General features: G+C 53.2%; 25 protein-coding genes. 20 read left to right on the top strand and 5 right to left on the bottom strand.

All coding sequences use genetic code 11. From position 1 onward, the window contains the following. Positions 1-25: 25 nt before the first annotated feature. Positions 26-493 (bottom strand): acyl-CoA thioesterase YigI, encoded by a 468-nt coding sequence (yigI, locus tag HV350_RS24490; RefSeq protein WP_003017917.1) that lies wholly within the window; start codon positions 491-493, stop codon positions 26-28. Between the two features lie 165 nt (positions 494-658). Here yigI and pldA point away from each other — a divergent pair, with 165 nt between their 5' ends. The 3 genes from pldA to rhtC all read left to right on the top strand — a co-directional run bounded on the left by pldA (position 659) and on the right by rhtC (position 4,131). Continuing rightward, positions 659-1,528, top strand: coding sequence for a phospholipase A (gene pldA, locus HV350_RS24485; RefSeq protein WP_016157849.1), 870 nt, complete (start codon positions 659-661; stop codon positions 1,526-1,528). An 88-nt stretch (positions 1,529-1,616) separates the two neighbouring features. Next, positions 1,617-3,446 (top strand): ATP-dependent DNA helicase RecQ, encoded by a 1,830-nt coding sequence (gene recQ, locus HV350_RS24480; protein WP_181629512.1) that lies wholly within the window; start codon positions 1,617-1,619, stop codon positions 3,444-3,446. A gap of 64 nt (positions 3,447-3,510) precedes the next feature. Next, positions 3,511-4,131 carry a threonine export protein RhtC gene (rhtC, locus tag HV350_RS24475; RefSeq protein ID WP_016155134.1) on the top strand — a complete coding sequence of 207 codons (621 nt, stop codon included), beginning with the start codon at positions 3,511-3,513 and terminating at the stop codon, positions 4,129-4,131. Positions 4,132-4,175: 44 nt separating this feature from the next. Here rhtC and rhtB read toward each other — a convergent pair whose 3' ends face one another. Beyond that, on the bottom strand, positions 4,176-4,796 hold the full coding sequence (gene rhtB / locus HV350_RS24470) for a homoserine/homoserine lactone efflux protein (RefSeq protein WP_003828938.1): 621 nt from the start codon (positions 4,794-4,796) through the stop codon (positions 4,176-4,178). Positions 4,797-4,906: 110 nt separating this feature from the next. On the opposite strand from rhtB, the gene pldB reads away from it, so the two are divergent. The 3 genes from pldB to HV350_RS24455 all read left to right on the top strand — a co-directional run bounded on the left by pldB (position 4,907) and on the right by HV350_RS24455 (position 7,719). Next, the gene (gene pldB / locus HV350_RS24465; RefSeq protein ID WP_003017911.1) at positions 4,907-5,923 is read left to right on the top strand and encodes a lysophospholipase L2; all 1,017 of its coding nucleotides are present in this window, start codon (positions 4,907-4,909) and stop codon (positions 5,921-5,923) included. 15 nt (positions 5,924-5,938) lie between these two features. Next, a complete protein-coding gene (gene yigL, locus HV350_RS24460; protein WP_008787091.1) occupies positions 5,939-6,739 on the top strand; it encodes a sugar/pyridoxal phosphate phosphatase YigL in 801 nt (266 codons plus the stop codon). A gap of 80 nt (positions 6,740-6,819) precedes the next feature. Next, positions 6,820-7,719: a carboxylate/amino acid/amine transporter gene (locus HV350_RS24455; RefSeq protein WP_047358745.1), complete on the top strand. Its 900-nt coding sequence runs from the start codon at positions 6,820-6,822 to the stop codon at positions 7,717-7,719. Here HV350_RS24455 and metR read toward each other — a convergent pair. After that, positions 7,607-8,560 carry an HTH-type transcriptional regulator MetR gene (gene metR, locus HV350_RS24450; RefSeq protein WP_003017908.1) on the bottom strand — a complete coding sequence of 318 codons (954 nt, stop codon included), beginning with the start codon at positions 8,558-8,560 and terminating at the stop codon, positions 7,607-7,609. The genes HV350_RS24455 and metR overlap by 113 nt on opposite strands. 234 nt (positions 8,561-8,794) lie before the next feature. On the opposite strand from metR, the gene metE reads away from it, so the two are divergent. Next, positions 8,795-11,056, top strand: a complete 2,262-nt coding sequence (gene metE / locus HV350_RS24445) for a 5-methyltetrahydropteroyltriglutamate--homocysteine S-methyltransferase (RefSeq protein ID WP_181629510.1) — start codon at positions 8,795-8,797, stop codon at positions 11,054-11,056. A 102-nt stretch (positions 11,057-11,158) separates the two neighbouring features. On the opposite strand, the gene HV350_RS24440 is transcribed toward metE, so the two are convergent. Continuing rightward, positions 11,159-11,965: a dienelactone hydrolase family protein gene (locus tag HV350_RS24440; protein ID WP_016155137.1), complete on the bottom strand. Its 807-nt coding sequence runs from the start codon at positions 11,963-11,965 to the stop codon at positions 11,159-11,161. A gap of 265 nt (positions 11,966-12,230) precedes the next feature. Here HV350_RS24440 and udp point away from each other — a divergent pair, with 265 nt between their 5' ends. The 9 genes from udp to tatD all read left to right on the top strand — a co-directional run bounded on the left by udp (position 12,231) and on the right by tatD (position 20,172). Further along, on the top strand, positions 12,231-12,992 hold the full coding sequence (udp, locus tag HV350_RS24435; RefSeq protein ID WP_006686084.1) for a uridine phosphorylase: 762 nt from the start codon (positions 12,231-12,233) through the stop codon (positions 12,990-12,992). Between the two features lie 140 nt (positions 12,993-13,132). Beyond that, complete coding sequence (gene rmuC / locus HV350_RS24430) at positions 13,133-14,563, top strand: DNA recombination protein RmuC (protein ID WP_019078423.1); 1,431 nt, start codon at positions 13,133-13,135, stop codon at positions 14,561-14,563. A gap of 94 nt (positions 14,564-14,657) precedes the next feature. Beyond that, positions 14,658-15,413 (top strand): bifunctional demethylmenaquinone methyltransferase/2-methoxy-6-polyprenyl-1,4-benzoquinol methylase UbiE, encoded by a 756-nt coding sequence (gene ubiE / locus HV350_RS24425; protein WP_003017897.1) that lies wholly within the window; start codon positions 14,658-14,660, stop codon positions 15,411-15,413. A gap of 13 nt (positions 15,414-15,426) precedes the next feature. Continuing rightward, positions 15,427-16,032 carry a ubiquinone biosynthesis protein UbiJ gene (gene ubiJ, locus HV350_RS24420; protein ID WP_016155139.1) on the top strand — a complete coding sequence of 202 codons (606 nt, stop codon included), beginning with the start codon at positions 15,427-15,429 and terminating at the stop codon, positions 16,030-16,032. Next, positions 16,029-17,669, top strand: coding sequence for a ubiquinone biosynthesis regulatory protein kinase UbiB (ubiB, locus tag HV350_RS24415; protein WP_016155140.1), 1,641 nt, complete (start codon positions 16,029-16,031; stop codon positions 17,667-17,669). The genes ubiJ and ubiB overlap by 4 nt, the downstream gene beginning before the upstream one ends. Before the next feature lie 78 nt (positions 17,670-17,747). Further along, a complete protein-coding gene (gene tatA / locus HV350_RS24410) occupies positions 17,748-18,002 on the top strand; it encodes a Sec-independent protein translocase subunit TatA (protein WP_101701057.1) in 255 nt (84 codons plus the stop codon). 3 nt (positions 18,003-18,005) lie between these two features. After that, positions 18,006-18,554 carry a Sec-independent protein translocase protein TatB gene (tatB, locus tag HV350_RS24405; protein ID WP_016155141.1) on the top strand — a complete coding sequence of 183 codons (549 nt, stop codon included), beginning with the start codon at positions 18,006-18,008 and terminating at the stop codon, positions 18,552-18,554. 2 nt (positions 18,555-18,556) lie between these two features. After that, positions 18,557-19,348 carry a Sec-independent protein translocase subunit TatC gene (tatC, locus tag HV350_RS24400; RefSeq protein ID WP_016155142.1) on the top strand — a complete coding sequence of 264 codons (792 nt, stop codon included), beginning with the start codon at positions 18,557-18,559 and terminating at the stop codon, positions 19,346-19,348. 41 nt (positions 19,349-19,389) lie between these two features. Next, on the top strand, positions 19,390-20,172 hold the full coding sequence (gene tatD, locus HV350_RS24395) for a 3'-5' ssDNA/RNA exonuclease TatD (protein WP_181629508.1): 783 nt from the start codon (positions 19,390-19,392) through the stop codon (positions 20,170-20,172). A gap of 5 nt (positions 20,173-20,177) precedes the next feature. Here tatD and rfaH read toward each other — a convergent pair whose 3' ends face one another. Continuing rightward, positions 20,178-20,666 carry a transcription/translation regulatory transformer protein RfaH gene (gene rfaH, locus HV350_RS24390; protein WP_047358740.1) on the bottom strand — a complete coding sequence of 163 codons (489 nt, stop codon included), beginning with the start codon at positions 20,664-20,666 and terminating at the stop codon, positions 20,178-20,180. A gap of 204 nt (positions 20,667-20,870) precedes the next feature. Between rfaH and ubiD the strand changes: the two genes are divergently transcribed. From ubiD to HV350_RS24370, 4 genes are all read left to right on the top strand, one after another. Beyond that, positions 20,871-22,364, top strand: coding sequence for a 4-hydroxy-3-polyprenylbenzoate decarboxylase (ubiD, locus tag HV350_RS24385; RefSeq protein ID WP_137352358.1), 1,494 nt, complete (start codon positions 20,871-20,873; stop codon positions 22,362-22,364). Between the two features lie 40 nt (positions 22,365-22,404). After that, positions 22,405-23,106, top strand: a complete 702-nt coding sequence (gene fre, locus HV350_RS24380; protein ID WP_003828903.1) for an NAD(P)H-flavin reductase — start codon at positions 22,405-22,407, stop codon at positions 23,104-23,106. A 233-nt stretch (positions 23,107-23,339) separates the two neighbouring features. Then, entirely contained in the window at positions 23,340-24,254 is a 915-nt protein-coding gene (locus HV350_RS24375) for an ROK family protein (RefSeq protein ID WP_169330471.1), read from the top strand. A gap of 7 nt (positions 24,255-24,261) precedes the next feature. Further along, positions 24,262-25,242 (top strand): LacI family DNA-binding transcriptional regulator, encoded by a 981-nt coding sequence (locus tag HV350_RS24370; protein WP_181629506.1) that lies wholly within the window; start codon positions 24,262-24,264, stop codon positions 25,240-25,242. Positions 25,243-25,282 lie beyond the last annotated feature (40 nt).

The raw sequence follows: 25,282 nt of genomic DNA, 5'->3' as shown, positions 1-25,282 counted from the left end.
CAGCAGTTTACCTTTTTTTGGGCACTTACCCCACCATATAAGTGGCGGTTGCGCTGGCAATATAAAGCTGTTCTTCGTTATGCAGTTCCACGCGCGCAACGGCGACTTTATTCCCCGCCCGCAGCAGGCTGCTGGTAGCGGTAAAGCGATTTCCTCTCCCCGGGCGCAGGTAATCAACGCGCAAATCGATTGTTCCCATACGTGACATTCGCTGACGCAGTTCGTCCTCGCTGATCGTCTCATGGCGGGTCAGCGTACTGCCAACGCACACCAGCCCGGCGGCAACGTCCAGCGCCGACGCGATCACGCCGCCATGCAGAATGCTTTGCGCCCAGTTGCCGACCATCATCGGTTGATTATTAAAGGCTAATTGCGCAAATTCTTTCTCATAGCGTTCAAGCTCCAGACCCAGCGCCCGGTTAAACGGCATGTGATAGACAAACATTTCACCCACTAACTTCAGCGCTTCCTCAGCAGTAAGTACGGCAGACATACGATCCCTACATCTCAATGGTTAATGAAATGTTGATATTATGCTTATTATTTGTTGTTTTCTACTTTAGGACGGGATAACTAACGAGGAACTCGCTAAGTATGTAGAATACTTGCCAGATAATTATACAATTCATCAATATTTTGGTTCAGGAGAACATTACCGATGCGGGCGATTCTGGGATGGTTACTACCAGCAGTCATGCTGCCGTTGACCGCGTATGCGCAGGAAGCGACAGTGAAAGAGATTCATGATGCACCGGCGGTTCGCGGCAGTATCATCGCCAACATGCTGCAGGAGCATGACAACCCTTTCACGCTTTATCCTTATGAGACCAACTATCTCATCTACACCAATACCAGCGACATGAACAAAGAGGCGATCAGCAGCTATAGCTGGTCAGAAAATGCGCGCAAAGATGAGGTTAAGTTTCAGCTAAGCCTGGCGTTTCCGCTCTGGCGCGGAATATTAGGCCCGAACTCGGTACTCGGCGGTTCCTATACCCAGAAGTCCTGGTGGCAGCTTTCGAACAGTGAAGAGTCTGCGCCGTTTCGCGAAACCAACTATGAACCGCAATTGTTCCTCGGTTTCGCCACCGACTATCGCTTTGCCGGTTGGACGCTCCGCGATGTTGAAATGGGCTATAACCATGACTCCAATGGTCGATCCGACCCCACCTCACGTAGCTGGAACCGCCTTTACACCCGGCTGATGGCTGAAAACGGTAACTGGCTGGTGGAAGTTAAGCCGTGGTACGTTATCGGCAGCACTGATGATAACCCTGATATCACCAAATATATGGGCTACTATCAGTTGAAAATGGGTTATCACCTGGGTGACGCGGTGATCAGTGTGAAAGGCCAGTACAACTGGAATACCGGCTACGGCGGCGCAGAGCTGGGGGCCAGTTATCCCATTACCAAGCATGTGCGTCTTTATACCCAGGTCTACAGCGGCTACGGCGAATCACTGATTGACTACAACTTCAATCAGACCCGTGTTGGCGTGGGTGTAATGCTTAACGATATCTTCTGACAGGTATTGAGAGTATTTTAATCATTGCAGTTTCTCTCTCAGGCGCTGAAAATAGCGCCTGTTTTTATTTCAGGCTAATGGGGTTAATGTGGCGCAGGCGGAAGTGTTGAATCTGGAAATGGGCGCTAAACAGGTTTTGCAGGAAACCTTTGGCTACCAACAGTTTCGCCCTGGTCAGGAAGAAATCATTGATACCGTGATCGCTGGTCGCGACTGCCTGGTCGTTATGCCGACCGGTGGCGGAAAATCCCTGTGCTATCAAATTCCCGCATTATTGCTTAACGGGCTCACCGTTGTTGTTTCTCCGCTGATTTCTCTGATGAAAGATCAGGTCGATCAACTGCTTGCCAACGGCGTGGCGGCCGCGTGTCTGAACTCCAGCCAAAGTCGTGAGCAGCAGCTTGAGGTGATGGCAGGCTGTCGTAGCGGGCAGATTCGCTTACTGTACATTGCGCCCGAACGCCTGATGCTGGATAACTTCCTTGAAAATCTGGCGCACTGGAACCCGGTGCTGCTGGCGGTTGATGAAGCGCACTGTATTTCGCAGTGGGGGCATGATTTCCGCCCGGAATACGCCGCGCTGGGGCAGTTGCGTCAGCGTTTCCCAACTCTGCCGTTTGTCGCGCTGACCGCGACCGCGGACGAGACAACCCGGCTGGATATTGTGCGTCTGCTGGGGCTCAACGACCCGTTAATTCAGATCAGCAGCTTTGATCGCCCGAATATTCGCTACATGTTGATGGAGAAGTTTAAGCCGCTCGATCAACTGATGCGCTACGTGCAAGAGCAGCGCGGTAAGTCCGGTATTATCTACTGTAACAGTCGCGCTAAAGTAGAAGACACCGCCGCGCGTCTGCAAAGCCGAGGCATTAGCGCCGGGGCTTATCATGCCGGGCTGGAAAACGCTGTACGTGCAGAAGTGCAGGAGAAATTCCAGCGTGATGACCTGCAAATCGTCGTAGCGACCGTGGCGTTTGGCATGGGAATCAACAAACCCAACGTACGCTTCGTGGTGCATTTCGATATTCCGCGCAACATCGAGTCCTATTACCAGGAAACCGGCCGCGCCGGGCGTGACGGCCTGGCTGCGGAAGCAATGCTGTTTTACGATCCGGCTGATATGGCATGGCTGCGCCGTTGCCTCGAAGAGAAACCCGCCGGGCAACTGCTGGATATCGAACGGCATAAGCTCAATGCGATGGGGGCGTTTGCCGAGGCGCAAACCTGTCGTCGTCTGGTGCTGTTGAACTATTTTGGCGAGGGGCGTCAGGAGCCGTGTGGTAACTGCGACATCTGTCTCGACCCGCCAAAACAGTACGACGGACTCATGGATGCGCGCAAAGCGCTGTCGACTATCTACCGTGTTAATCAACGCTTTGGTATGGGTTATGTCGTGGAGGTTCTGCGCGGAGCGAATAACCAGCGAATTCGCGAGCTGGCCCATGACAAGCTGCCTGTCTATGGCATTGGTCGTGAGCAAAGCCACGAACATTGGGTAAGCGTTATCCGCCAGCTTATTCATCTTGGGCTGGTGACGCAGAATATTGCTCATCACTCCGCGTTACAGCTAACCGAAGCCGCGCGTCCGGTACTGCGTGGTGATGTTGCGCTACAGCTTGCGGTACCGCGTATTGTGGCGCTGAAACCGCGAGCGATGCAGAAATCCTTCGGTGGCAATTACGATCGCAAACTGTTCGCCAAATTGCGGAAGCTGCGTAAAGCCATTGCTGATGAAGAAAATATCCCGCCGTATGTAGTGTTCAACGATGCCACGCTGATTGAAATGGCTGAGCAGATGCCAGTTTCACCGAGCGAAATGCTGAGCGTTAATGGCGTGGGGATGCGTAAACTTGAGCGTTTTGGCAAAGAGTTTATGGCGCTTATTCGCGCGCACGTTGATGGTGACGACGAAGAGTAGTCAGCCAGGCAAAAAAGTGCCAGGATGGTGACTCACTGAACTATTTCCCCCGCGAGTCATTTTTATGTTAACGCTATTTTTCACCGTTGCGTTGGTGCATATCGTTGCGCTGATGAGCCCTGGTCCCGACTTTTTCTTTGTTTCTCAAACAGCGGTTAGCCGTTCGCGCAAAGAAGCCATGATGGGCGTGCTGGGTATTACCTGTGGCGTCATGGTCTGGGCTGGCGTAGCGCTGCTCGGCCTACATCTGATTATCGAAAAAATGGCCTGGCTGCACACCATTATTATGGTGGGCGGGGGGCTGTATCTGTGCTGGATGGGTTATCAGATGCTACGTGGTGCATTTAAAAAACAGGATGTTGCGACTCCCACTCCGCAAGTTGAGCTGGCACAGAGCGGACGCAGCTTTTTGAAGGGGCTGCTGACCAACCTGGCGAACCCTAAAGCCATTATCTATTTTGGCTCCGTGTTCTCATTGTTCGTTGGCGATAACGTGGGAACGGGCGCACGCTGGGGGATCTTTGCCCTGATCATCGTGGAAACGCTGGCGTGGTTTACCGTAGTCGCCAGCCTGTTTGCACTGCCGAAAATGCGTCGTGGCTATCAGCGTCTGGCGAAGTGGATTGATGGTTTTGCCGGTGCGCTGTTTGCGGGCTTCGGTATCCACCTGATTATTTCGCGTTAAGTTCCTTCCGGGCCGGATAAGCGCAAGCGCCTCCGGCGCCTTCATCAGGCATGCCGTGCCGAGGCTAACAAGGCGCCTATCAGCATAAACAGCGAGCCAAACACTTTGTTTAACGCTTTCATTTGCTTTGGCCCTTTAATCCAGCCAGCAATGCGCGTGGCCAGCGTCGCGTAACCGATCATCACAATGATATCGACCACGATGGTCGTGACGCCAAGCACCACATACTGCATTAACTGCGGTTCCTGCGGCAGGATAAACTGCGGGAACAGGGCGGCAAGGAAAACAATGCTCTTGGGGTTGGTCAGATTAACAAAGACTGCGCGTTTGAACAGGCGGCTGCGCGATTGCGTATTCGCCATGGTGTTCAGATCGATAGCACCCGCCGCCCGCCATTGCTGAATACCCAGCCAAATCAGATAGGCCGCCCCTGCCCACTTCAGCACCTCAAATGCGATCACCGAACGTGAAAATAGCGTTCCCAGTCCTACACCAACCAGAACGATATGAATGCCAAGCCCGGTCTGTAAACCAGCGATCGACGCGCTGGCGCCGCGATAACCGTGACTGATGGCGGTGGTCATGGTGTTGATTGCGCCAGAGCCTGGAGACAAGCTCAAAATAATAGAGGTCAACAGGTAGGCGAACCACCATTCAAAGGTCATGAGAAACTCCCGGATTGTCTATTTTTATGCCACAATACGCTACTGCCGTTAGGTTGTGTCAGCGACGGCGAAAAAAACGATTTTACTTGGTCAGCGAGGCTGGATACCCGATGTTTCAGCAGCAAAAAGACTGGGAAACAAGAGAAAACGCGTTTGCTGCTTTTTCCATGGGGCCACTGACAGATTTCTGGCGTCAGCGGGAAGAAGCGGAATTTACGGGCGTGGATGATATCCCCGTCCATTTTGTGCGTTTTCACGCAGAAAAAAACGATCGCGTCATCGTCGTCTGTCCTGGACGCATTGAAAGCTACGTGAAATACGCTGAACTGGCGTATGACCTGTTTCATTCTGGTTTTGACGTCCTCATTATCGATCACCGTGGCCAGGGGCGTTCCGGGCGTATGCTTTCGGACCCGCATCGCGGTCATGTCGATAACTTTAATGACTATGTCGACGATTTAACCGCCTTCTGGCAGCAGGAAGTGCTACCCGGTCCGTGGAGAAAGCGCTATATACTGGCGCATTCAATGGGCGGTGCGATAGCCACGTTATTCTTGCAGCGCCACCCGAATCAGTGTGATGCCATCGCGCTTTGCGCGCCGATGTTTGGTATTGTGATGCGCTTTCCCGACTGGATGGTACGCCACATTCTGGACTGGGCTGAAGGGCATCCGCGGATCCGCGAAGGTTATGCGATGGGTACCGGGCGCTGGCGGGCGCTGCCATTCGGTATGAATGCGTTAACCCATAGTCGACAGCGCTATCGGCGCAATCTACGCTTCTATGCGGATGAGCCACGGCTGCGCGTTGGCGGCCCCACCTACCACTGGGTACGTGAAGGTATTCTGGCAGGCGAACAGGTTCTGGCTGGAGCAGGAGACGACGCGACGCCGACGCTGCTGATTCAGGCCGAAGAAGAGCGTGTGGTAGATAACCGCATGCACGATCGTTTTTGTGAACTCCGCGCCGCAGCGGGCCATCCCGTAGAAGGGGGGCAGCCGCTGGTCATCAAAGGCGCGTACCATGAGATCCTTTTTGAAAAGGACGCAATGCGCTCAGTCGCGCTTAACGCTATTGTCGAATTTTTCGACAAGCATAACTCATCCAGCGGAACCCGCTTTGCCTAGAGGTTGAATTTTCTTATGTATCAGGTTGTTGCGTCTGATTTAGACGGTACGCTGCTTTCTCCCGACCATACTCTGTCCCCTTATGCCAAAGAGACGCTGAAGTTATTGACCGCTCGTGGCGTTAACTTCGTGTTTGCGACTGGCCGTCATCATGTTGATGTGGGGCAAATTCGCGATAACCTCGGCATTAAAACCTACATGATCACGTCCAACGGCGCGCGGGTGCATGATTCTGACGGGAATCTGGTGTTTTCGCATAACCTGGATCGCGACATTGCCAGCGACCTGTTTGGCGTGGTGAATGCAAACCCGGACATCGTGACCAACGTTTATCGTGATGATGAGTGGTTTATGAACCGCCATCGCCCGGACGAAATGCGCTTCTTCAAAGAAGCAGTGTTTAACTATTCACTGTTTGAACCTGCGCTACTGGAGCCGGAAGGTGTGAGTAAGGTGTTTTTCACCACCGATTCTCACGAAAGGCTGCTGCCGCTGGAGCAGGCGATTAACGCCCGCTGGGGCGACCGCGTGAACGTCAGTTTCTCTACGCTTACCTGCCTGGAAGTCATGGCTGGCGGCGTATCGAAAGGTCATGCGCTTGAAGCGGTAGCGAAAGCGATGGGCTACAGCCTGAAAGATTGCATCGCTTTTGGCGACGGAATGAACGATGCGGAAATGCTTTCCATGGCAGGTAAAGGCTGCATTATGGGCAATGCTCACCAGCGCCTGAAGGATCTGCATCCGGAACTGGAAGTCATTGGTCTTAATGCCGACGATGCCGTGCCGCATTATCTGCGTGAGCTGTTTTTGCAGTAATGTTATTGTTCGTTAGTTGACCAGATGTCAACTTAAAACTTCGCTACAATGGGCGTACCTTTTGTTAAGAGACATCCATTGTGGCGTTACTCATCATTACCACAATTCTGTGGGCCTTTTCCTTTAGCCTGTTTGGCGAGTACCTTGCCGGTCATGTCGATAGCTATTTTGCGGTGCTGGTGCGCGTTGGGCTGGCGGCGCTGGTGTTCCTGCCGTTTTTACGTACCCGTGGGCATAGCGTAAAAACCATCGCGCTGTATATGCTGGTGGGCGCCATGCAGCTTGGCATTATGTATATGCTGAGTTTTCACGCCTATCTGTACCTGACGGTTTCAGAACTGCTGCTCTTTACCGTGCTGACGCCGCTCTACATTACGCTGATTTATGACCTGATGAGCGGACGTCGTCTGCGCTGGAGCTACGCCTTCAGTGCGTTGCTGGCGGTGGTTGGTGCGGGGATCATTCGTTACGATCAGGTGACCAGCCACTTCTGGACCGGCCTGCTGCTGGTGCAGTTGTCCAATATCAGCTTTGCCATTGGCATGGTGGGCTACAAGCGTCTGATGGAAACGCGGCCAATGCCGCAGCACAACGCCTTTGCCTGGTTTTACATGGGGGCCTTTATGGTGGCGGTCGTGGCCTGGTTCATGCTGGGGAATGCGCAGAAAATGCCTGCAACCACGCTACAGTGGGGAATTCTGGTCTTTCTTGGCGTGGCAGCGTCCGGCATTGGTTACTTTATGTGGAACTACGGCGCGACCCAGGTGGATGCGGGGACGCTGGGCATCATGAACAATATGCATGTGCCGGCCGGGCTGCTGGTTAACCTGGCTATCTGGCATCAACAGCCTCACTGGCCAAGCTTCATCATTGGTGCGGCTGTGATAGTGGCTTCACTGTGGGTACATCGAAAGTGGGTCGTTCCGCACTCCGTACAAACGGCAGGTGATCGCAGGCGTGATTCCGCGCTGAGCGAATAAACGCTTCCGTGACCGGCTGTCGCTGCTCGCCATCGCGCACGGCGGCGTACAGCCGGCTCCACAATCCATCACCCAGGGTTTTGGTCACCACCAGGCCCTGGCGTTCAAAACTCTCCACCACCCAGTGTGGTAAAGCTGCAATACCCATTCTGGCTGCAACCATCTGAATCAGCAGCAGGGTGTTATCCACGCTCTTCAGCGACGGACTAACGCCCGCAGGCTGCAAGAAATGCCGCCAGACATCCAGTCGACTCCGTTGCACCGGGTAAATAAGCAGCGTCTCACTGGCTAAATCCTCCGGCGTGATCTGCGTCTTGCTGGCCAGCGGATGGTCCGGCGCCAGTACCAGGCGGACTTCAAAATCGAACATCGGCGAGTAGTGCAGTCCGCTACGCGGCAGAATGTCGGATGTCAGCACCAGATCCAGCTCATCCTGCTGTAGCGCTGGTTGCGGATCGAACGTCACGCCGGATTTAAAGTCCATCTCCACCTGCGGCCAGTTGGCACGAAAATTCTCCAGCGCGGGCGTCAGCCATTGAATACAGCTATGGCATTCAATAGCGATCCGCAGCCGGGTTTGCTGCGGTTCGTTGCAGGCCTGCAGCGCACGACCAATTTGCGGCAACACCTGATTTGCTAACTGCAGCAAAATTTCGCCTTGCGGCGTAAAGCGCAGAGGCTGGCTTTTACGGATAAAAAGTCGAAAGCCAAGGCGCTGTTCCAGATCGCTGAACTGGTGAGAGAGGGCGGATTGGGTCTGATGCAACGTCGCCGCTGCGGCCGCCAGCGAACCACTATTCCGCAACGCCTGGAGCGTTTTCAGGTGTTTAATCTCGATCATGAAAGTCCTTCACTTCGGCATGAACAAATTGCGCTTGAGGAATATACAGTAACTGTCAATTATGGATGTGTAAACATCTGGATGGCTAAAATCCTTCGTCTTTTAAATTTATGGTGCGTTGGCTGTATTTTTCCACCCCGGTCACTTACTTCAGTAAGCTCCTGGGATGAATAAACTTGCCACCTTCCCTAAATTAAAAATCAATAGGATTTACATATAATTAGAGGAAGAAAAATGACAATACTTAATCACACCCTCGGTTTCCCTCGCGTTGGCCTGCGTCGCGAGCTGAAAAAAGCGCAAGAAAGCTACTGGGCGGGAAATTCTTCCCGTGAAGATTTGCTAACCGTTGGCCGCGAGCTGCGTGCCCGTCACTGGGATCAGCAGAAGCAGGCGGGCGTTGACCTGCTGCCGGTGGGCGATTTTGCCTGGTACGATCACGTGCTGACCACCAGCCTGCTGCTCGGCAACGTTCCGGCTCGTCATCAAAATAAAGACGGCTCGGTCGATATCGATACCTTATTCCGCATTGGCCGTGGCCGCGCACCAACTGGAGAGCCCGCGGCGGCAGCAGAAATGACCAAATGGTTTAACACCAACTATCACTACATGGTGCCAGAGTTCACCAAAGGTCAGCAGTTCAAACTGACCTGGACCCAACTGCTGGATGAAGTGGATGAAGCGTTGGCGCTCGGTCACAAGGTGAAACCTGTGCTGCTGGGACCGGTAACTTACCTGTGGCTGGGGAAAGTGAAGGGCGAACAGTTTGACCGCCTGAGTCTGTTGAACGATATTCTGCCGGTTTACCAGCAGGTGCTGGCTGAGCTGGCGAAACGCGGTATTGAGTGGGTGCAGATTGATGAACCGGCTCTGGTGCTGGAGCTGCCTCAGGTTTGGCTGAACGCCTTCAAACTGGCGTATGACGCGCTGACGGGTCAGGTGAAGCTGCTACTGACCACCTACTTCGAAGGCGTAACGCCAAACCTGGATACCATTACCGCGCTGCCGGTGCAGGGGCTGCACGTTGACTTCGTGCACGGTAAAGATGATGTGGCCGAGCTGCACAAGCGTCTGCCTGCCGACTGGTTGCTGTCAGCGGGGCTGGTGAACGGTCGCAACGTCTGGCGTGCCGATCTCAGCGAAAAATACGCGCAAATTAAAGATATCGTCGGGAAACGTGACCTGTGGGTAGCTTCTTCCTGCTCCTTGCTGCACAGCCCAATCGATCTCAGCGTGGAAACCCGCCTTGATGCAGAAGTGAAGAGCTGGTTTGCCTTCGCCCTACAAAAATGCGGCGAGCTGGCGCTGCTGCGTGATGCGTTGAACAGCGGTGATACGGCGGCAATTGTGGCGTGGAGCGCACCGATCCAGGCTCGTCGTCACTCTACCCGCGTACACAACGCCGCAGTGGAAAAACGTCTGGCGGCGATCACCGCCCAGGACAGCCAACGTGCCAACGCTTACCCGGTTCGCGCCGAAGCGCAGCGTGCCCGCTTTAATCTGCCGGCATGGCCGACCACCACTATCGGCTCATTCCCGCAAACCACGGAAATTCGCGGCCTGCGTCTGGACTTCAAAAAGGGCAACCTGGATGCCGGTAACTACCGCACCGGTATCGCGGAACATATCAAACAGGCGATTGTTGAACAGGAACGTCTGGGGCTCGACGTGCTGGTGCACGGTGAAGCCGAACGTAACGACATGGTGGAATATTTTGGCGAGCACCTGGACGGATTCGTCTTTACCCAGAATGGTTGGGTGCAGAGCTACGGCTCTCGCTGCGTGAAACCACCGGTGGTTATTGGCGATGTCAGCCGCCCGGAAGCGATCACCGTGGAGTGGGCAAAGTATGCCCAGTCGCTGACCGACAAACCGGTAAAAGGCATGTTGACCGGTCCGGTGACCATTCTCTGCTGGTCATTCCCGCGTGAAGACGTGACGCGTGAAACCATCGCTAAGCAGATTGCGCTGGCGCTGCGTGATGAGGTAGCGGATCTGGAAGCGGCGGGTATTGGCATCATCCAGATTGACGAACCGGCACTGCGCGAAGGTCTGCCGCTGCGCCGCAGCGACTGGGCGGCGTATCTGGAGTGGGGCGTGGAAGCCTTCCGCATTAACGCGGCGGTGGCGAAGGATGAAACCCAGATCCACACCCACATGTGTTACTGCGAGTTCAACGACATCATGGACTCCATTGCGGCGCTGGACGCGGACGTGATCACCATTGAGACTTCACGCTCTGATATGGAGTTGCTGGAGTCGTTTGAAGAGTTCGACTATCCGAACGAAATCGGGCCGGGCGTATACGATATTCACTCGCCGAACGTCCCGAGCGTGGAGTGGATTGAAGCCCTGCTGAAGAAAGCCGAGCAGCGTATTCCGGCCGAGCGTCTGTGGGTGAACCCGGACTGCGGCCTGAAAACGCGCGGTTGGCCGGAAACCCGCGCCGCGCTGGCGAACATGGTCAAAGCCGCGCAGAACCTGCGTCAGGCGTAATTCAGAGCCGGTGGCCGGGAAGCGCAAGCGCTTACCCGGCTTACAGGAAATAGCAAGAGTTGTAGGCCCGGTAAGGTGTAGTCGCCGCCGGGCAATTAACGTTTATTTCTTCCCGCCGTATTGTGTGAACCACTCCAGCATTCTCAGCCAGCCATCTTTTGCGGACTCTTCGTGATAGCTCGGACGATAATCGGCGTTAAACGCATGTCCGGCATCGGGATAGACCACGATTTCCGCTTTTGCATTGGCGGCACGCAGCGCCTGACGCATTGTTTCAACGGTATCTTGCGGAATACTGGTGTCCTGGCCGCCATAAAGTCCCAGAACGGGGGCGTTAAGATCGGTCGCGATATCAACAGGATGTTTCGGTGAGTTGAGGGTTTTATCGCCCACCAGTTTGCCATACCACGCTACCGCCGCTTTTAACTGCGGATTATGAGCTGCATACAGCCAGGTGATGCGTCCACCCCAGCAAAATCCGGTGATCATCAACTGGTGGGCATCTCCTCCGTTACGAGAAGCCCAACTGGCGACGTGATCCAGATCGGCCAATACCTGAGAGTCAGGCACTTTGGCGACAAGGCTGCTGAGCAACGTGGGGATATCAGCAAAGTCATTGGGATCGCCTTCACGAAAATAGAGCTCTGGTGCGATAGCCAGATACCCTTCCAGAGCCAGACGGCGGCAAACGTCACGAATGTGTTCATGAATGCCAAAAATCTCCTGCACGACAATGACCACTGGTAGCGGGCCATCGGACTGTTTTGGTCGTGCGTGATACGCTGGCATATCATCGCCTTGTGAAGGTATGGACGTTACACCGGCGATAATGGCGTTATCCGGAGTGTGAACCGTGGTAGACGTCGGTGGAGATACAGCAGGTGCAAAGCCAGATTGTCGTGTTGTCATGGTATTCTCCGTACCCTTAAATATTCAGCCAAAAAGCGCATTGTTAACTATAGACACATGCAACGAACCACATTGCCTTAAACGGTCTATCTTTTGTGCAGGGCTTCCTTACATCGCATCATTTATGTGATTCAAATCACTATTTTATGGTAATGAAATGCAATTGATTTACATCATAGTGATGACTGTCACGAAAATATGTTCATGCCTTCGGTAAAGTGTGTTTTTGCTTCTTCTGACAAAACCGATTCACAGAGGAGTTTTTATGTCTAAGTCTGATGTTTTTCATCTCGGCCTCACTAAGAACGATTTACAAGGGGCTCAGCTCGCTATCGTCCCTGGCGACCCGGAGCGTGTGGAAAAGATCGCCGCGCTGATGGATAAGCCGGTTAAGCTGGCATCTCATCGCGAGTTCACTACCTGGCGTGCTGAGCTGGATGGTAAAGCCGTGATCGTTTGCTCTACCGGTATCGGCGGTCCGTCAACCTCTATTGCCGTAGAAGAACTGGCACAGCTGGGCATTCGTACCTTCCTGCGTATCGGTACGACTGGCGCCATTCAGCCACATATCAACGTAGGTGATGTACTGGTCACCACAGCATCTGTCCGTCTGGACGGTGCAAGCCTGCACTTCGCGCCAATGGAATTCCCGGCTGTCGCGGACTTCGAGTGCACCACCGCGCTGGTGGAAGCGGCGAAATCTATCGGCGCCACCACCCATGTAGGCGTTACCGCGTCTTCTGATACCTTCTATCCGGGCCAGGAGCGTTATGACACCTTCTCTGGTCGCGTAGTGAGCCGTTTCAAAGGCTCAATGGAAGAGTGGCAGTCTATGGGCGTCATGAACTACGAAATGGAATCTGCTACGCTGCTCACCATGTGCGCAAGCCAGGGTCTGCGTGCTGGTATGGTCGCGGGGGTTATCGTGAACCGTACTCAGCAAGAGATCCCTAATGCGGAAACGATGAAACAAACAGAAAGCCACGCGGTGAAAATCGTGGTGGAAGCTGCGCGTCGTTTACTGTAATTCTCCCGTCTATTCAAAAAGGCCGACGCGTTCGGCCTTTTTATTTTGCGTAGTACCTCGCAGGAAATTCCTTTTAAACTGGACGTTTATACAGCACAATTCTATTTTGTGCGGGTAAGTCGTTGCTGTAAGGGGGCGTTGTGGATATTTCAATTATGATGAGTGCCGTGCTGGCGTTAGCCGCAGGGCTGCTGGTGGGGTGGCTGGCAACAAAAGCGCATGCCGATCGGATCCGTGCCGACCTCATCGAAGAACGACGCGAACTGGATATTGCGCTAAGCGCCGCCCGCCAGCAGCTCTCACAGGAAGCCCACTGGCGCGATGAGTGCGAATTACTCAATAACGAATTGCGCAGCCTGCACAGCATCAACACCTCTCTGGAAGCCGATCTTCGAGAAGTCACTACCCGACTGGAAGCGACGCAGCAGCACGCGGAAGATAAAATCCGCCAGATGATCAACAGCGAACAGCGTCTAAGCGAACAGTTTGAAAATCTGGCGAACCGTATTTTCGAGCACAGCAACCGTCGTGTAGACGAGCAAAATCGCCAAAGCCTGAACAGCCTGCTTACACCGCTTCGCGAACAACTGGACGGTTTTCGACGCCAGGTTCAGGATAGCTTTGGTAAAGAGGCGCAAGAACGCCATACTCTGGCGCACGAAATTCGTAATCTGCAGCAACTGAACGCGCAGATGGCGCAGGAAGCGGTAAACCTGACGCGGGCATTAAAAGGCGATAACAAAACGCAGGGCAACTGGGGCGAGGTCGTACTCACCCGGGTGCTTGAGGCTTCCGGTCTGCGCGAAGGCTATGAATACGAAACCCAGGTCAGCATTGAGAACGATGCCCGTTCGCGGATGCAGCCAGATGTTATCGTCCGGTTACCGCAGGGCAAAGATGTGGTGATCGACGCGAAAATGACGCTGGTCGCCTATGAACGCTATTTTAATGCTGAAGATGAATACACCCGCGAGAGCGCGTTGCAGGAGCACATCGCCTCGGTACGAAACCATATCCGTCTGCTGGGGCGCAAAGACTATCAGCAGCTTCCTGGGCTGCGCACACTTGACTATGTGCTGATGTTTATCCCCGTTGAGCCTGCTTTTTTACTGGCGCTCGATAGACAGCCTGAACTGATTACCGAAGCCCTTAAAAATAACATTATGCTGGTTAGCCCTACCACGTTGTTGGTGGCATTGCGCACGATTGCCAACTTGTGGCGCTACGAGCATCAGAGTCGTAATGCGCAACAGATTGCCGATCGGGCCAGCAAACTTTATGACAAGATGCGGTTGTTTGTGGATGATATGTCGGCAATTGGCCAAAGCCTGGATAAAGCCCAGGATAACTACCGACAGGCGATGAAAAAACTCTCTTCAGGCCGTGGAAACGTCCTGTCACAGGCAGAAGCGTTTCGCAGTTTAGGCGTGGAAATTAAGCGCGAGATTAATCCTGAACTGGCTGAACAAGCCACTACGCAGGATGAAGAGTACCGCTTGCGCTCGGTCCCTGAGACGCAGCAGGATGAACCTTACCCTGATGATGAAGCGGTAAACCAGCAATCAAACTAGTCCGTTTGGGGTAGTTGAACCGGGCAGAAGGGTAGGGCAAATTGGCCCAATCTGTTACACTTCTTGAACATTTTTTGGATGAGCAGGCACTGAGATGGTGGATAATTCACAAGAAACGACGCACTTTGGCTTTCAGACCGTCGCTAAAGAGCAGAAAGCTGACATGGTGGCCCACGTTTTTCATTCTGTGGCGTCTAAATATGACGTTATGAATGACTTAATGTCATTTGGCATTCATCGTTTGTGGAAGCGCTTCACCATTGACTGCAGTGGCGTGCGCCGCGGGCAAACCGTTCTCGATTTGGCGGGCGGTACGGGCGATCTGACGGCGAAATTCTCTCGCATGGTTGGCGAAACTGGCAAAGTTGTGCTGGCGGATATCAACGACTCAATGCTCAAAATGGGTCGCGAAAAGCTGCGTAATATCGGCGTCGTGGGTAACGTTGAGTACGTTCAGGCGAATGCGGAAGCATTACCTTTCCCAGACAACACGTTTGACTGCATCACCATCTCTTTCGGTCTGCGCAACGTAACGGATAAAGACAAAGCATTACGATCTATGTATCGCGTGTTGAAGCCGGGCGGACGTCTACTGGTGCTGGAGTTCTCCAAGCCGATTATCGAACCGCTGAGTAAAGCCTACGACGCATACTCTTTCCACGTTTTGCCGCGCATTGGTTCTATGGTGGCAAGCGATGCAGACAGTTATCGCTATTTGGCGGAGTCCATCCGCATGCATCCCGATCAGGACACCTTAAAAGCAATGATGCAAGATGCCGGGTTCGAAAGCGTTGATTACTACAACCTGACGGCAGGTGTCGTTGCGCTGCATCGTGGTTACAAGTTCTGACAGGAGATTGGGGATGCCTTTAAAACCCTTAGTGACCGCCGGCGTTGAAAATTTGCTTAACACCTTTCTGTATCGTTCTCCTGCGCTCAAGTCAGCCAGAACGCGTTTACAGGGCAAAGTGCTGCGTGTTGAGCTAAAAGGATTTTCAACACCGTTAGTGCTGGTGTTTAGTGAGCGCCAGGTCGATGTGCTGGGGGCATGGGAAGGCGAAGCCGATTGCACCGTAATCACACATGCCAGCGTGTTACCGAAATTACGCGACCGGCAGCAACTCACCACGCTTATCCGCAGTGGTGAGCTGGAGGTTCAGGGCGATATCCAGGTGGTACAGAACTTTGTCGCGTTGGCCGATCTGGCGGAGTTTGATCCCGCAGAACTGTTAGCACCTTATACCGGCGATATCGTCGCGGAAGGGGTCAGCAAAGTTTTGCGTGGTGGAGCGAAGTTCCTGTGCCACAACATTCAACGCCAGCAGCGCTATGTTGCCGAAGCGATCACCGAAGAGTGGCGTATGGCTCCTGGTCCGCTTGAGGTTGCATGGTTTGCAGAAGAAACGGCAGCCGTTGAGCGTGCGGTCGAATCTCTGGCCAAACGGCTGGAAAAACTGGAGGCCAAATGACGCCAGGTGAAGTACGGCGCCTTTATTTCATCATTCGCACTTTTTTAAGCTACGGTCTTGATGAACTCATCCCCAAAATGCGTATCACGCTGCCGCTCCGGCTGTGGCGTTACACGCTGTTCTGGATGCCCAACCGACATAAAGACAAACCGCTGGGAGAACGGCTGAGACTGGCTTTACAGGAGCTCGGCCCGGTGTGGATCAAGTTCGGGCAAATGCTCTCTACCCGTCGTGATCTTTTCCCTCCGCACATCGCCGATCAGCTAGCGTTATTGCAGGATCGGGTAGCCCCATTCGATGGGCAAAGAGCGAAAGAACAAATCGAAGAGGCGATGGGGGGGCTGCCCGTCGAAGAATGGTTTGATGATTTTGAGATCACGCCGCTGGCATCTGCGTCTATTGCTCAGGTTCACACCGCGCGACTGAAATCGAATGGGAAAGAGGTGGTGATCAAAGTTATCCGCCCGGACATACTGCCGGTAATTAAAGCGGATTTGAAACTGATCTACCGCCTTGCTCGCTGGGTACCTCGCCTGATGCCAGACGGCCGCCGCCTGCGACCAACAGAAGTGGTCCGTGAATATGAAAAAACGTTGATTGATGAGCTGAATCTGCTGCGCGAGTCGGCGAACGCGATTCAGCTGCGACGTAATTTTGAAGACAGCCCAATGCTGTACATCCCGGAAGTGTACTCTGACTATTGCAGTCAGAACATGATGGTGATGGAGCGCATTTACGGTATTCCCGTTTCAGATGTCACCTCGCTTGAGAAGAACGGCACCAATATGAAGCTGCTGGCTGAACGCGGTGTTCAGGTCTTCTTTACTCAGGTATTCCGCGACAGCTTTTTCCATGCGGATATGCACCCTGGGAACATTTTCGTGAGTTATGAGCATCCCGAAAACCCGAAATACATTGGTATTGATTGTGGGATTGTGGGTTCTTTAAACAAAGAAGATAAGCGTTATCTGGCTGAAAACTTCATCGCGTTTTTTAACCGCGACTACCGCAAAGTTGCTGAACTGCATGTGGATTCTGGCTGGGTTCCGCCGGATACCAACGTAGAAGAGTTTGAATTTGCCATTCGTACTGTGTGCGAGCCGATTTTCGAAAAACCGCTGGCGGAGATTTCCTTTGGTCATGTGCTGTTAAATCTGTTCAACACAGCGCGCCGATTCAATATGGAAGTTCAGCCTCAACTGGTATTGCTACAGAAGACGCTGCTGTACGTTGAAGGTGTCGGACGTCAGCTCTACCCGCAGTTAGATTTGTGGAAAACGGCCAAGCCTTTCCTCGAATCCTGGATCAAAGATCAGGTCGGTATTCCGGCGCTTGTTAGGGCATTTAAAGAAAAAGCACCGTTCTGGGTCGAAAAAATGCCAGAAATACCTGAACTGGTGTATGACAGTTTGCGCCAGGGCAAATATTTACAGCACAGTGTTGATAAGATTGCCCGCGAGCTTCACGCGAATCATGTACGTCAGGGACAATCCCGTTATTTATTGGGCATTGGTGCAACATTGTTGCTCAGTGGAACATTCCTGCTGGTAAGCCGTCCTGAGTGGGGGCTTATGCCGGGCTGGTTAATGGCCGGCGGTGTCTTAGCCTGGTTGATCGGCTGGCGCAAAATGCGCTGAATTTTTCATCGCCCTAGGCAGGTCGTGTAACGTATACTACGGCCTTATTAATTCATCATCTATGACAGAGGAACATGTATGGGTGGTATCAGTATTTGGCAGTTGTTGATCATTGCCGTCATCGTTGTACTGCTATTTGGCACCAAGAAACTCGGCTCCATCGGTTCCGATCTTGGCGCGTCGATTAAAGGCTTCAAAAAAGCAATGGGTGATGATGAGCCAAAGCAAGATAAAAACAGCCAGGACGCTGATTTTACTGCTAAATCCATTACCGATAAGCAGGGCGAAGTGAAAAAAGAAGACGCCAAAAGCCAAGATAAAGAGCAGGTATAATCCGTGTTTGATATCGGTTTTAGCGAACTGTTATTGGTGTTCGTGATCGGCCTCATCGTCCTGGGGCCGCAACGTTTACCTGTAGCGGTAAAAACGGTTGCTGGCTGGGTTCGTGCTTTGCGTTCCCTGGCAACTACTGTTCAGAATGAACTGACCCAGGAGCTTAAGCTTCAGGAGTTTCAGGACAGCCTGAAGAAAGTAGAGAAAGCGAGCCTGACAAATCTGACCCCGGAGTTGAAAGCCTCAATGGATGAGTTGCGTGAAGCGGCAGAGTCGATGAAGCGTTCTTACAGTGTGCACGATCCTGAGAAAGAGAGCGATGAAGCGCACACTATCCATAATCCGGTGGTGAAAGAAGCTGAAGCGCAGCGAGAAGGGGTCACCCCTGCTGCCGCTGAAAACCAGGCCAGTTCGCCGGAGCAAAAACCGGAATCCACGGGTGCTAAAACGCCAGAGCCAACGGAAAACACTTCCGCTACGTTAATGGATGCAGAAAAGAAAGCTGTCGCACCTGTTGCCGAATCCTCCCCCTCGTCGAGTGATAAACCGTAAACATGGCTGTAGAAGATACCCAACCGCTCATCACGCATCTTATTGAGCTGCGTAAGCGACTCCTGAACTGCATCATTGCGGTAATCGTGATCTTTCTGGCGTTGGTTTACTTTGCCAACGACATTTACCATATGGTCGCGGCGCCGTTGATTAAACAGATGCCGCAGGGTGCAACGATGATCGCCACCGATGTGGCTTCGCCGTTCTTTACCCCAATCAAGTTGACCTTCATGGTATCGCTGATCCTGTCAGCGCCAGTGATCCTCTACCAGGTGTGGGCATTTATTGCGCCAGCGTTGTATAAACATGAACGCCGTCTGGTTGTTCCGCTGCTGGTCTCCAGTTCGTTGTTGTTCTACATCGGCATGGCATTCGCCTATTTTGTTGTCTTCCCGTTGGCGTTTGGTTTTCTGGCCAACACGGCTCCGCAAGGCGTGCAAGTATCAACGGATATTGCCAGCTATCTCAGCTTTGTAATGGCGCTATTTATGGCTTTCGGTGTCTCTTTTGAGGTGCCTGTCGCCATCGTGCTGCTATGCTGGATGGGCATTACGACGCCAGATGATTTACGCAAAAAACGTCCTTATGTTGTGGTGGGTGCTTTTGTCGTCGGGATGCTACTGACTCCGCCAGATGTCTTCTCGCAAACGTTGTTGGCGATACCGATGTACTGCCTGTTCGAGGTGGGTGTTTTCTTCTCTCGTTTCTATGTCGGTAAGCGACGTACGCGGGATGAGGACAACGAGGCTGAAGAAGCAAAAGAAGCCGAAGCCACCGAGAAAACTGAAGAATAAATTCAACCGCCCGTCAGGGCGGTTGTCATATGGGAGGAAGCATGTTTGATATTGGCGTTAATTTAACCAGTTCACAATTTGCGAAAGACCGGGATGAGGTCGTGGCGCGCGCCTTTGCTGCGGGCGTAAACGGTATGCTTCTGACCGGAACAAACCTTCACGAAAGCCAGCAGGCGTTAAAGCTGGCGCAGCATTATCGGCAGTGCTGGTCCACGGCTGGCGTGCACCCGCATGACAGCAGCCAATGGCAATCCTCAACGGAAGACGAGATCATCGCGCTGGCAAACCAGTCGAAGGTAGTCGCTATTGGTGAGTGCGGTCTGGATTTCAATCGCAATTTCTCCACGCCGCAGGAGCAGGAACGTGCTTTTGAAGCGCAACTGCGCATTGCTGCTGAACTGCAGATGCCGATTTTCATGCATTGTCGGGATGCGCATGAGCGTTTTCTGACGTTGCTGGAGCCGTGGCTGGACAGCCTCCCAGGCGCGGTGCTGCACTGTTTCACCGGTTCGCGCCAGGAGATGCAGGACTGCGTGGACCGAGGGCTTTATATCGGTATCACCGGGTGGGTCTGTGATGAACGCCGGGGGATGGAACTGCGGGATCTGCTGCCGTTTATTCCGGTGGAAAGACTGCTGATAGAAACCGATGCACCTTACCTGCTCCCCCGCGACTTAACGCCTAAACCGACGTCACGTCGCAATGAACCGGCGCACCTGCCGCATATTCTTGAGCGAATTGCTCACTGGCGTGGGGAAGATCCTCAATGGCTGTCAGCAACCATTGATGCCAACGTCAGAACGCTGTTCGAAGTGACCTTCTAAACGACTTATATTTTTCGAAAACCGGTATTTTTAACGCTCTGCTTAATCTCTTTATTCAAGAGGTTAAGCAGCAGCATGGAACGCGCTTCGCCATCCGGTTCGGTGAAGATCGCTTTCAGTCCCTCAAACGCCCCTTCAGTAATAATCACGCTGTCCCCTGGCTGAGGGGTTTGCGGGTCAACAATACCTTCAGGCTTGTAGATAGAAAGCTGGTGAATTACGGGGGATGGGACGGTCGCAGGCGTCGCTCCAAAGCGAACGAAATGGCTGACACCACGCGTGGCGTTGATCGTGGTGGTGTGGATCACTTCCGGGTCGAACTCGACAAACATGTAATTAGGGAATAGTGGTTCACTGACTGTGGTACGTTTACCACGCACCATTTTTTCCAGGGTGATCATAGGCGTCAGGCAGTTCACCGCCTGTCTTTCCAGGTGTTCCTGGGCTCGCTGAAGTTGCCCACGTTTGCAGTACAGTAAATACCAGGATTGCATAATAACTCTTATTCGCTTGTTCTGAGCGCTAGCATAGCAAAAGCCATGAGTTAAGTTAATTATACCCGCCTCAAAGCAGGCTGAAACCCAACGGGTATATACTCCCAGGGCTTATATGTATCGCCAGAGTTCACGCTAATTTAACAAAAATACAGCATCACAATGATGAACGCCGTATAATGAAGCGCTTACGAAGAGGCCACAATGGACGCCATGAAATATCACGATTTACGCGACTTCCTGACGCTGCTTGAACAGCAGGGCGAGCTCAAACGCATTTCGCTTGAGGTGGATCCCCACCTGGAAATTACTGAAATTGCCGATCGCACTCTGCGTGCTGGCGGGCCTGCGTTACTGTTTGAGAATCCTAAAGGCTATTCCATGCCGGTGCTGTGTAACCTGTTCGGCACACCGAAGCGTGTTGCGATGGGGATGGGGCAGGAAGATGTCTCGGCACTACGGGAAGTCGGTAAACTGTTGGCGTTTTTGAAAGAGCCGGAGCCACCGAAAGGATTCCGCGATCTGTTTGATAAGCTGCCGCAGTTTAAGCAGGTGCTGAACATGCCGACTAAGCGGTTGCGCGGTGCGCCTTGTCAGCAAAAAATCTACTCCGGTGATGACGTCGATTTAAACCGTATTCCGATTATGACCTGTTGGCCGGAAGATGCCGCACCGCTGATTACCTGGGGGCTAACCGTAACGCGTGGCCCACATAAAGAGCGGCAGAATCTGGGTATTTATCGCCAGCAGCTGATTGGCAAAAACAAGCTCATTATGCGCTGGCTGTCCCACCGCGGCGGCGCACTCGATTACCAGGAGTGGTGTGCGGCGCATCCAGGCGAGCGCTTCCCGGTTTCGGTGGCGTTGGGGGCAGATCCTGCGACCATTCTGGGGGCCGTGACGCCCGTCCCTGATACATTATCCGAGTACGCATTTGCCGGGCTGTTACGTGGCACCAAGACCGAAGTGGTCAAATGTATTTCCAACGATCTGGAAGTGCCCGCCAGTGCTGAAATCGTGCTGGAAGGGTATATCGAACCGGGTGAGCTGGCCCCGGAAGGACCGTATGGCGATCATACCGGCTACTACAACGAAGTAGATAGCTTTCCGGTCTTTACCGTCACGCACATTACCCAGCGTGAAGAGGCGATTTATCACTCTACTTATACCGGACGTCCGCCTGATGAGCCCGCGGTGCTTGGCGTGGCGCTGAACGAAGTTTTCGTTCCTATTCTGCAAAAGCAGTTCCCGGAAATCGTCGATTTTTACCTGCCTCCGGAAGGCTGTTCATATCGTCTGGCCGTGGTGACGATGAAAAAACAGTACGCTGGTCATGCCAAACGCGTCATGATGGGTGTTTGGTCGTTTTTGCGCCAGTTTATGTACACCAAATTTGTTATTGTCTGCGATGATGATGTTAATGCACGCAACTGGAATGATGTGATTTGGGCAATTACTACCCGTATGGACCCGGCTCGGGATACGGTACTGGTAGAGAATACGCCAATTGATTACCTGGACTTTGCCTCGCCGGTTTCCGGCCTGGGTTCAAAAATGGGGCTGGATGCCACAAATAAATGGCCGGGCGAAACCCAACGCGAATGGGGACGCCCGATTAAAAAAGATCCTGAAGTAACTGCGCGTATTGACGCAATTTGGGATGAACTGGCCATCTTTAATGACGGCAAAAGCGCCTGAGGCGCGATCATTTTGCCTATTGATCCGACAGAGAGAGCGCATGACAACCTTAAGCTGTAAAGTGACCTCGGTAGAAGCTATCACTGATACCGTATATCGCGTTCGTTTAGTGCCAGACGCGGCGTTTTCCTTTCGTGCTGGCCAGTATTTAATGGTCGTGATGGACGAAAGGGATAAGCGTCCGTTCTCCATGGCATCCACGCCGGACGAGCAAGGATTCATTGAGCTGCACGTTGGCGCCTCTGAGCTAAATCTTTATGCCATGGCTGTGATGGACCGCATTCTGAAAGACCGGGAAATCAAGGTCGACATTCCGCATGGCGAAGCCTGGCTGCGTGATGAAGACGAGCGCCCGCTGATCCTGATTGCCGGTGGTACAGGGTTCTCTTACGTGCGTTCCATTCTGCTTACTGCGCTGGCGCGTAATCCAAACCGCGATATCACCATTTACTGGGGTGGGCGTGAAGAGAAGCATCTCTACGATCTCTCCGAACTGGAAGCGTTGTCTGTTAATCACCCGAATCTGCGCGTTGAGCCAGTGGTGGAACAGCCAGAAGACGGCTGGCGTGGTCGTACGGGAACCGTGTTAACGGCGGTATTGCAGGATTACGGTACCCTGGCTGAGCACGATATCTACATTGCCGGTCGTTTTGAAATGGCCAAAATCGCGCGCGATCTGTTCTGTAATGAACGCAGTGCGCGTGAAGATCGCCTGTTTGGCGACGCTTTCGCGTTCATTTAAGCGCTGTGCGCCGGAGCCCTTCCGGCGCATCCATCAATCATCTGTCTTCCAACTGGCAGGGCGCAGGCCCGGCGTCATTGCCTCTCTTTCTCATCATAATTATTTTTTAGTAAACATAATATGTCCGTCACTCAAACATAAATTGAGTTTTTGTGACAGCTATCCATGTGTTTAGTAAACAAAATAGGCAAGCTAAACCGCATCACATTGTGAGACGCAAACGAGGAAAAACCATGAGGCTCGGACTGGATATCGGCGGGACTAAAATCGAAGCGGTGGTGATTGATAACGCGGGTGAAATTGTTTACCGCGAACGATGTGCGACACCAAAGCAGCGTTACGGTGATTTTTTCCAGGCCGTGACGGAGATGATAGCCAGGGCTATGCAGGCCATTAATCAGCCTTTATCGGTTGGCGTCGGGGTGCCAGGTGCGGTGGATAGCGAAGGTTTGATTAAGAATTCCAACATTCTGGTGCTGAATCAGCAGGCCTTTGCGCAAGATCTCGAGCGTGCATTAGGAATGCCAGTGCCCGTTACCAATGATGCCAACTGCTTTACCCTGTCAGAAGCGATGGACGGTAGTGGGCGTGGGCATAGCGTGGTATTTGGCGTGATCCTCGGCACCGGATGCGGCGGTGGTCTGTGCATTGAGAACCGGTTGATCTCCGGCCCTAACGCCTGTGCCGGAGAGTGGGGGCATAATGCATTGCCGCGCTACCACGGATCTCAGGACGGGGCTGAAGTGACATGCTATTGCGGACAGTTGAACTGTATTGAGAGCTTTATTTCGGGTAGTGGCCTGGAGCGCCAGTATATGAATCACACCGCGCAACATATGGGTGTGCCACAAATTATGCAACGGGTAGCATCGGGTGATGCAGACGCCTGTTTGTTATGGGAACGCTATTGCGATCAACTGGCTCGCGCGTTGGCGAGTGTGGTAAATATGCTCGATCCCGATGTTATCGTGCTGGGGGGCGGGGTATCCAATATCGATTTACTGTACTCAGGCTTACAGGCGCGAGTGGCGCAGTACGTGTTTGGTAAACAGTGCCGCACACCGATCGTTCAGGCCCGCCACGGCGACAGCAGCGGCGTACGCGGCGCAGCCTGGCTGGGGGCACAACAAGCCACAGTAAATCCATGAGAGTGAAATGACGAAACCTGTACGTATCAGAGACATTGCCGACGCTTGTGGCGTCTCGGTTGGCGCTGTTTCCCGCGCGCTAAAAGGGCAACCGGGGCTGCGGGAAGAGACCCGACAGCGCATTATTTCAGTGGCGCAGCAGCAGGGTTATGATTTTTCACGCCTGCGCGCAGACAAAATCAAACGTGTCCTGTTTTTACTGCATCGCCAGCACAATATCAGCCGGGCTTTACCGTTTTACTCTCAACTGCTGCTGGGGATAGAAGATCTGTGTCGCGAAAAGGGGGTTGCGCTAAGCTTTCTCTCTATAGGTCCAGGCGATGCAGTGAGTGAGCAGGTGATGCTGCACCAGCCTGATGCGCTGATCTGCGCGGGATTTTTTGAACCTGAGTTGCTTGGGCTGCTACAACAGATGAAATTGCCGCTGGTGCTGGTGGATCTCTGGGCGCCAGGACTGCCTTGCGTGAATCCTGACAATACTCTGGGCGGCTATCTGGCTACGCAACATCTGATTGCACAAGGCCGCAGCCGCATTGCTTTTCTTGCCAGTACGCTCGCGCACTACAGCATCCGTCAGCGTGAAAAGGGCTACCGTCAGGCATTGTATGAAGCCCGTTTGCTAATGCCGCCAGAGTACGATGTCGTTGCGCCGCCGCTGCTGGATACCGAGCAATCTCTGGTGGATGCGGTTAATGAGCTACTCAGACTGCCAGAGCCGCCCGATGCCATTTTTGCCTATAACGACGCGGCAGCGATGGTTGTTCAGCAGGTGTGTGCGCAGCAGGGTATACGTATCCCGGAAGATCTTGCGCTGGTGGGATTTGATGATATCGATGCTGCGTCCTGGTCACATCCGCTGCTGACTACCGTTGCGGTTGATAAAAAACAGCTGGGGCGTGAAGCGCTGCGTTTACTGCTGGAAGAAAATCAGGAAGAGAATCTGCTGCTGCCGGTGCAGTTAGTGGTGCGTGCTAGTTCAGGGAAATAAAAAACCCGCCCCTGACAGGCGGGAAGAACGGCAACTAAAC

The organism is Citrobacter sp. RHBSTW-01013 (assembly GCF_013781985.1).
GTDB lineage: Bacteria > Pseudomonadota > Gammaproteobacteria > Enterobacterales > Enterobacteriaceae > Citrobacter > Citrobacter braakii.
Note: the sequence above shows the minus strand (reverse complement) of the source record. Positions and strands in the feature narration are given on the sequence as shown.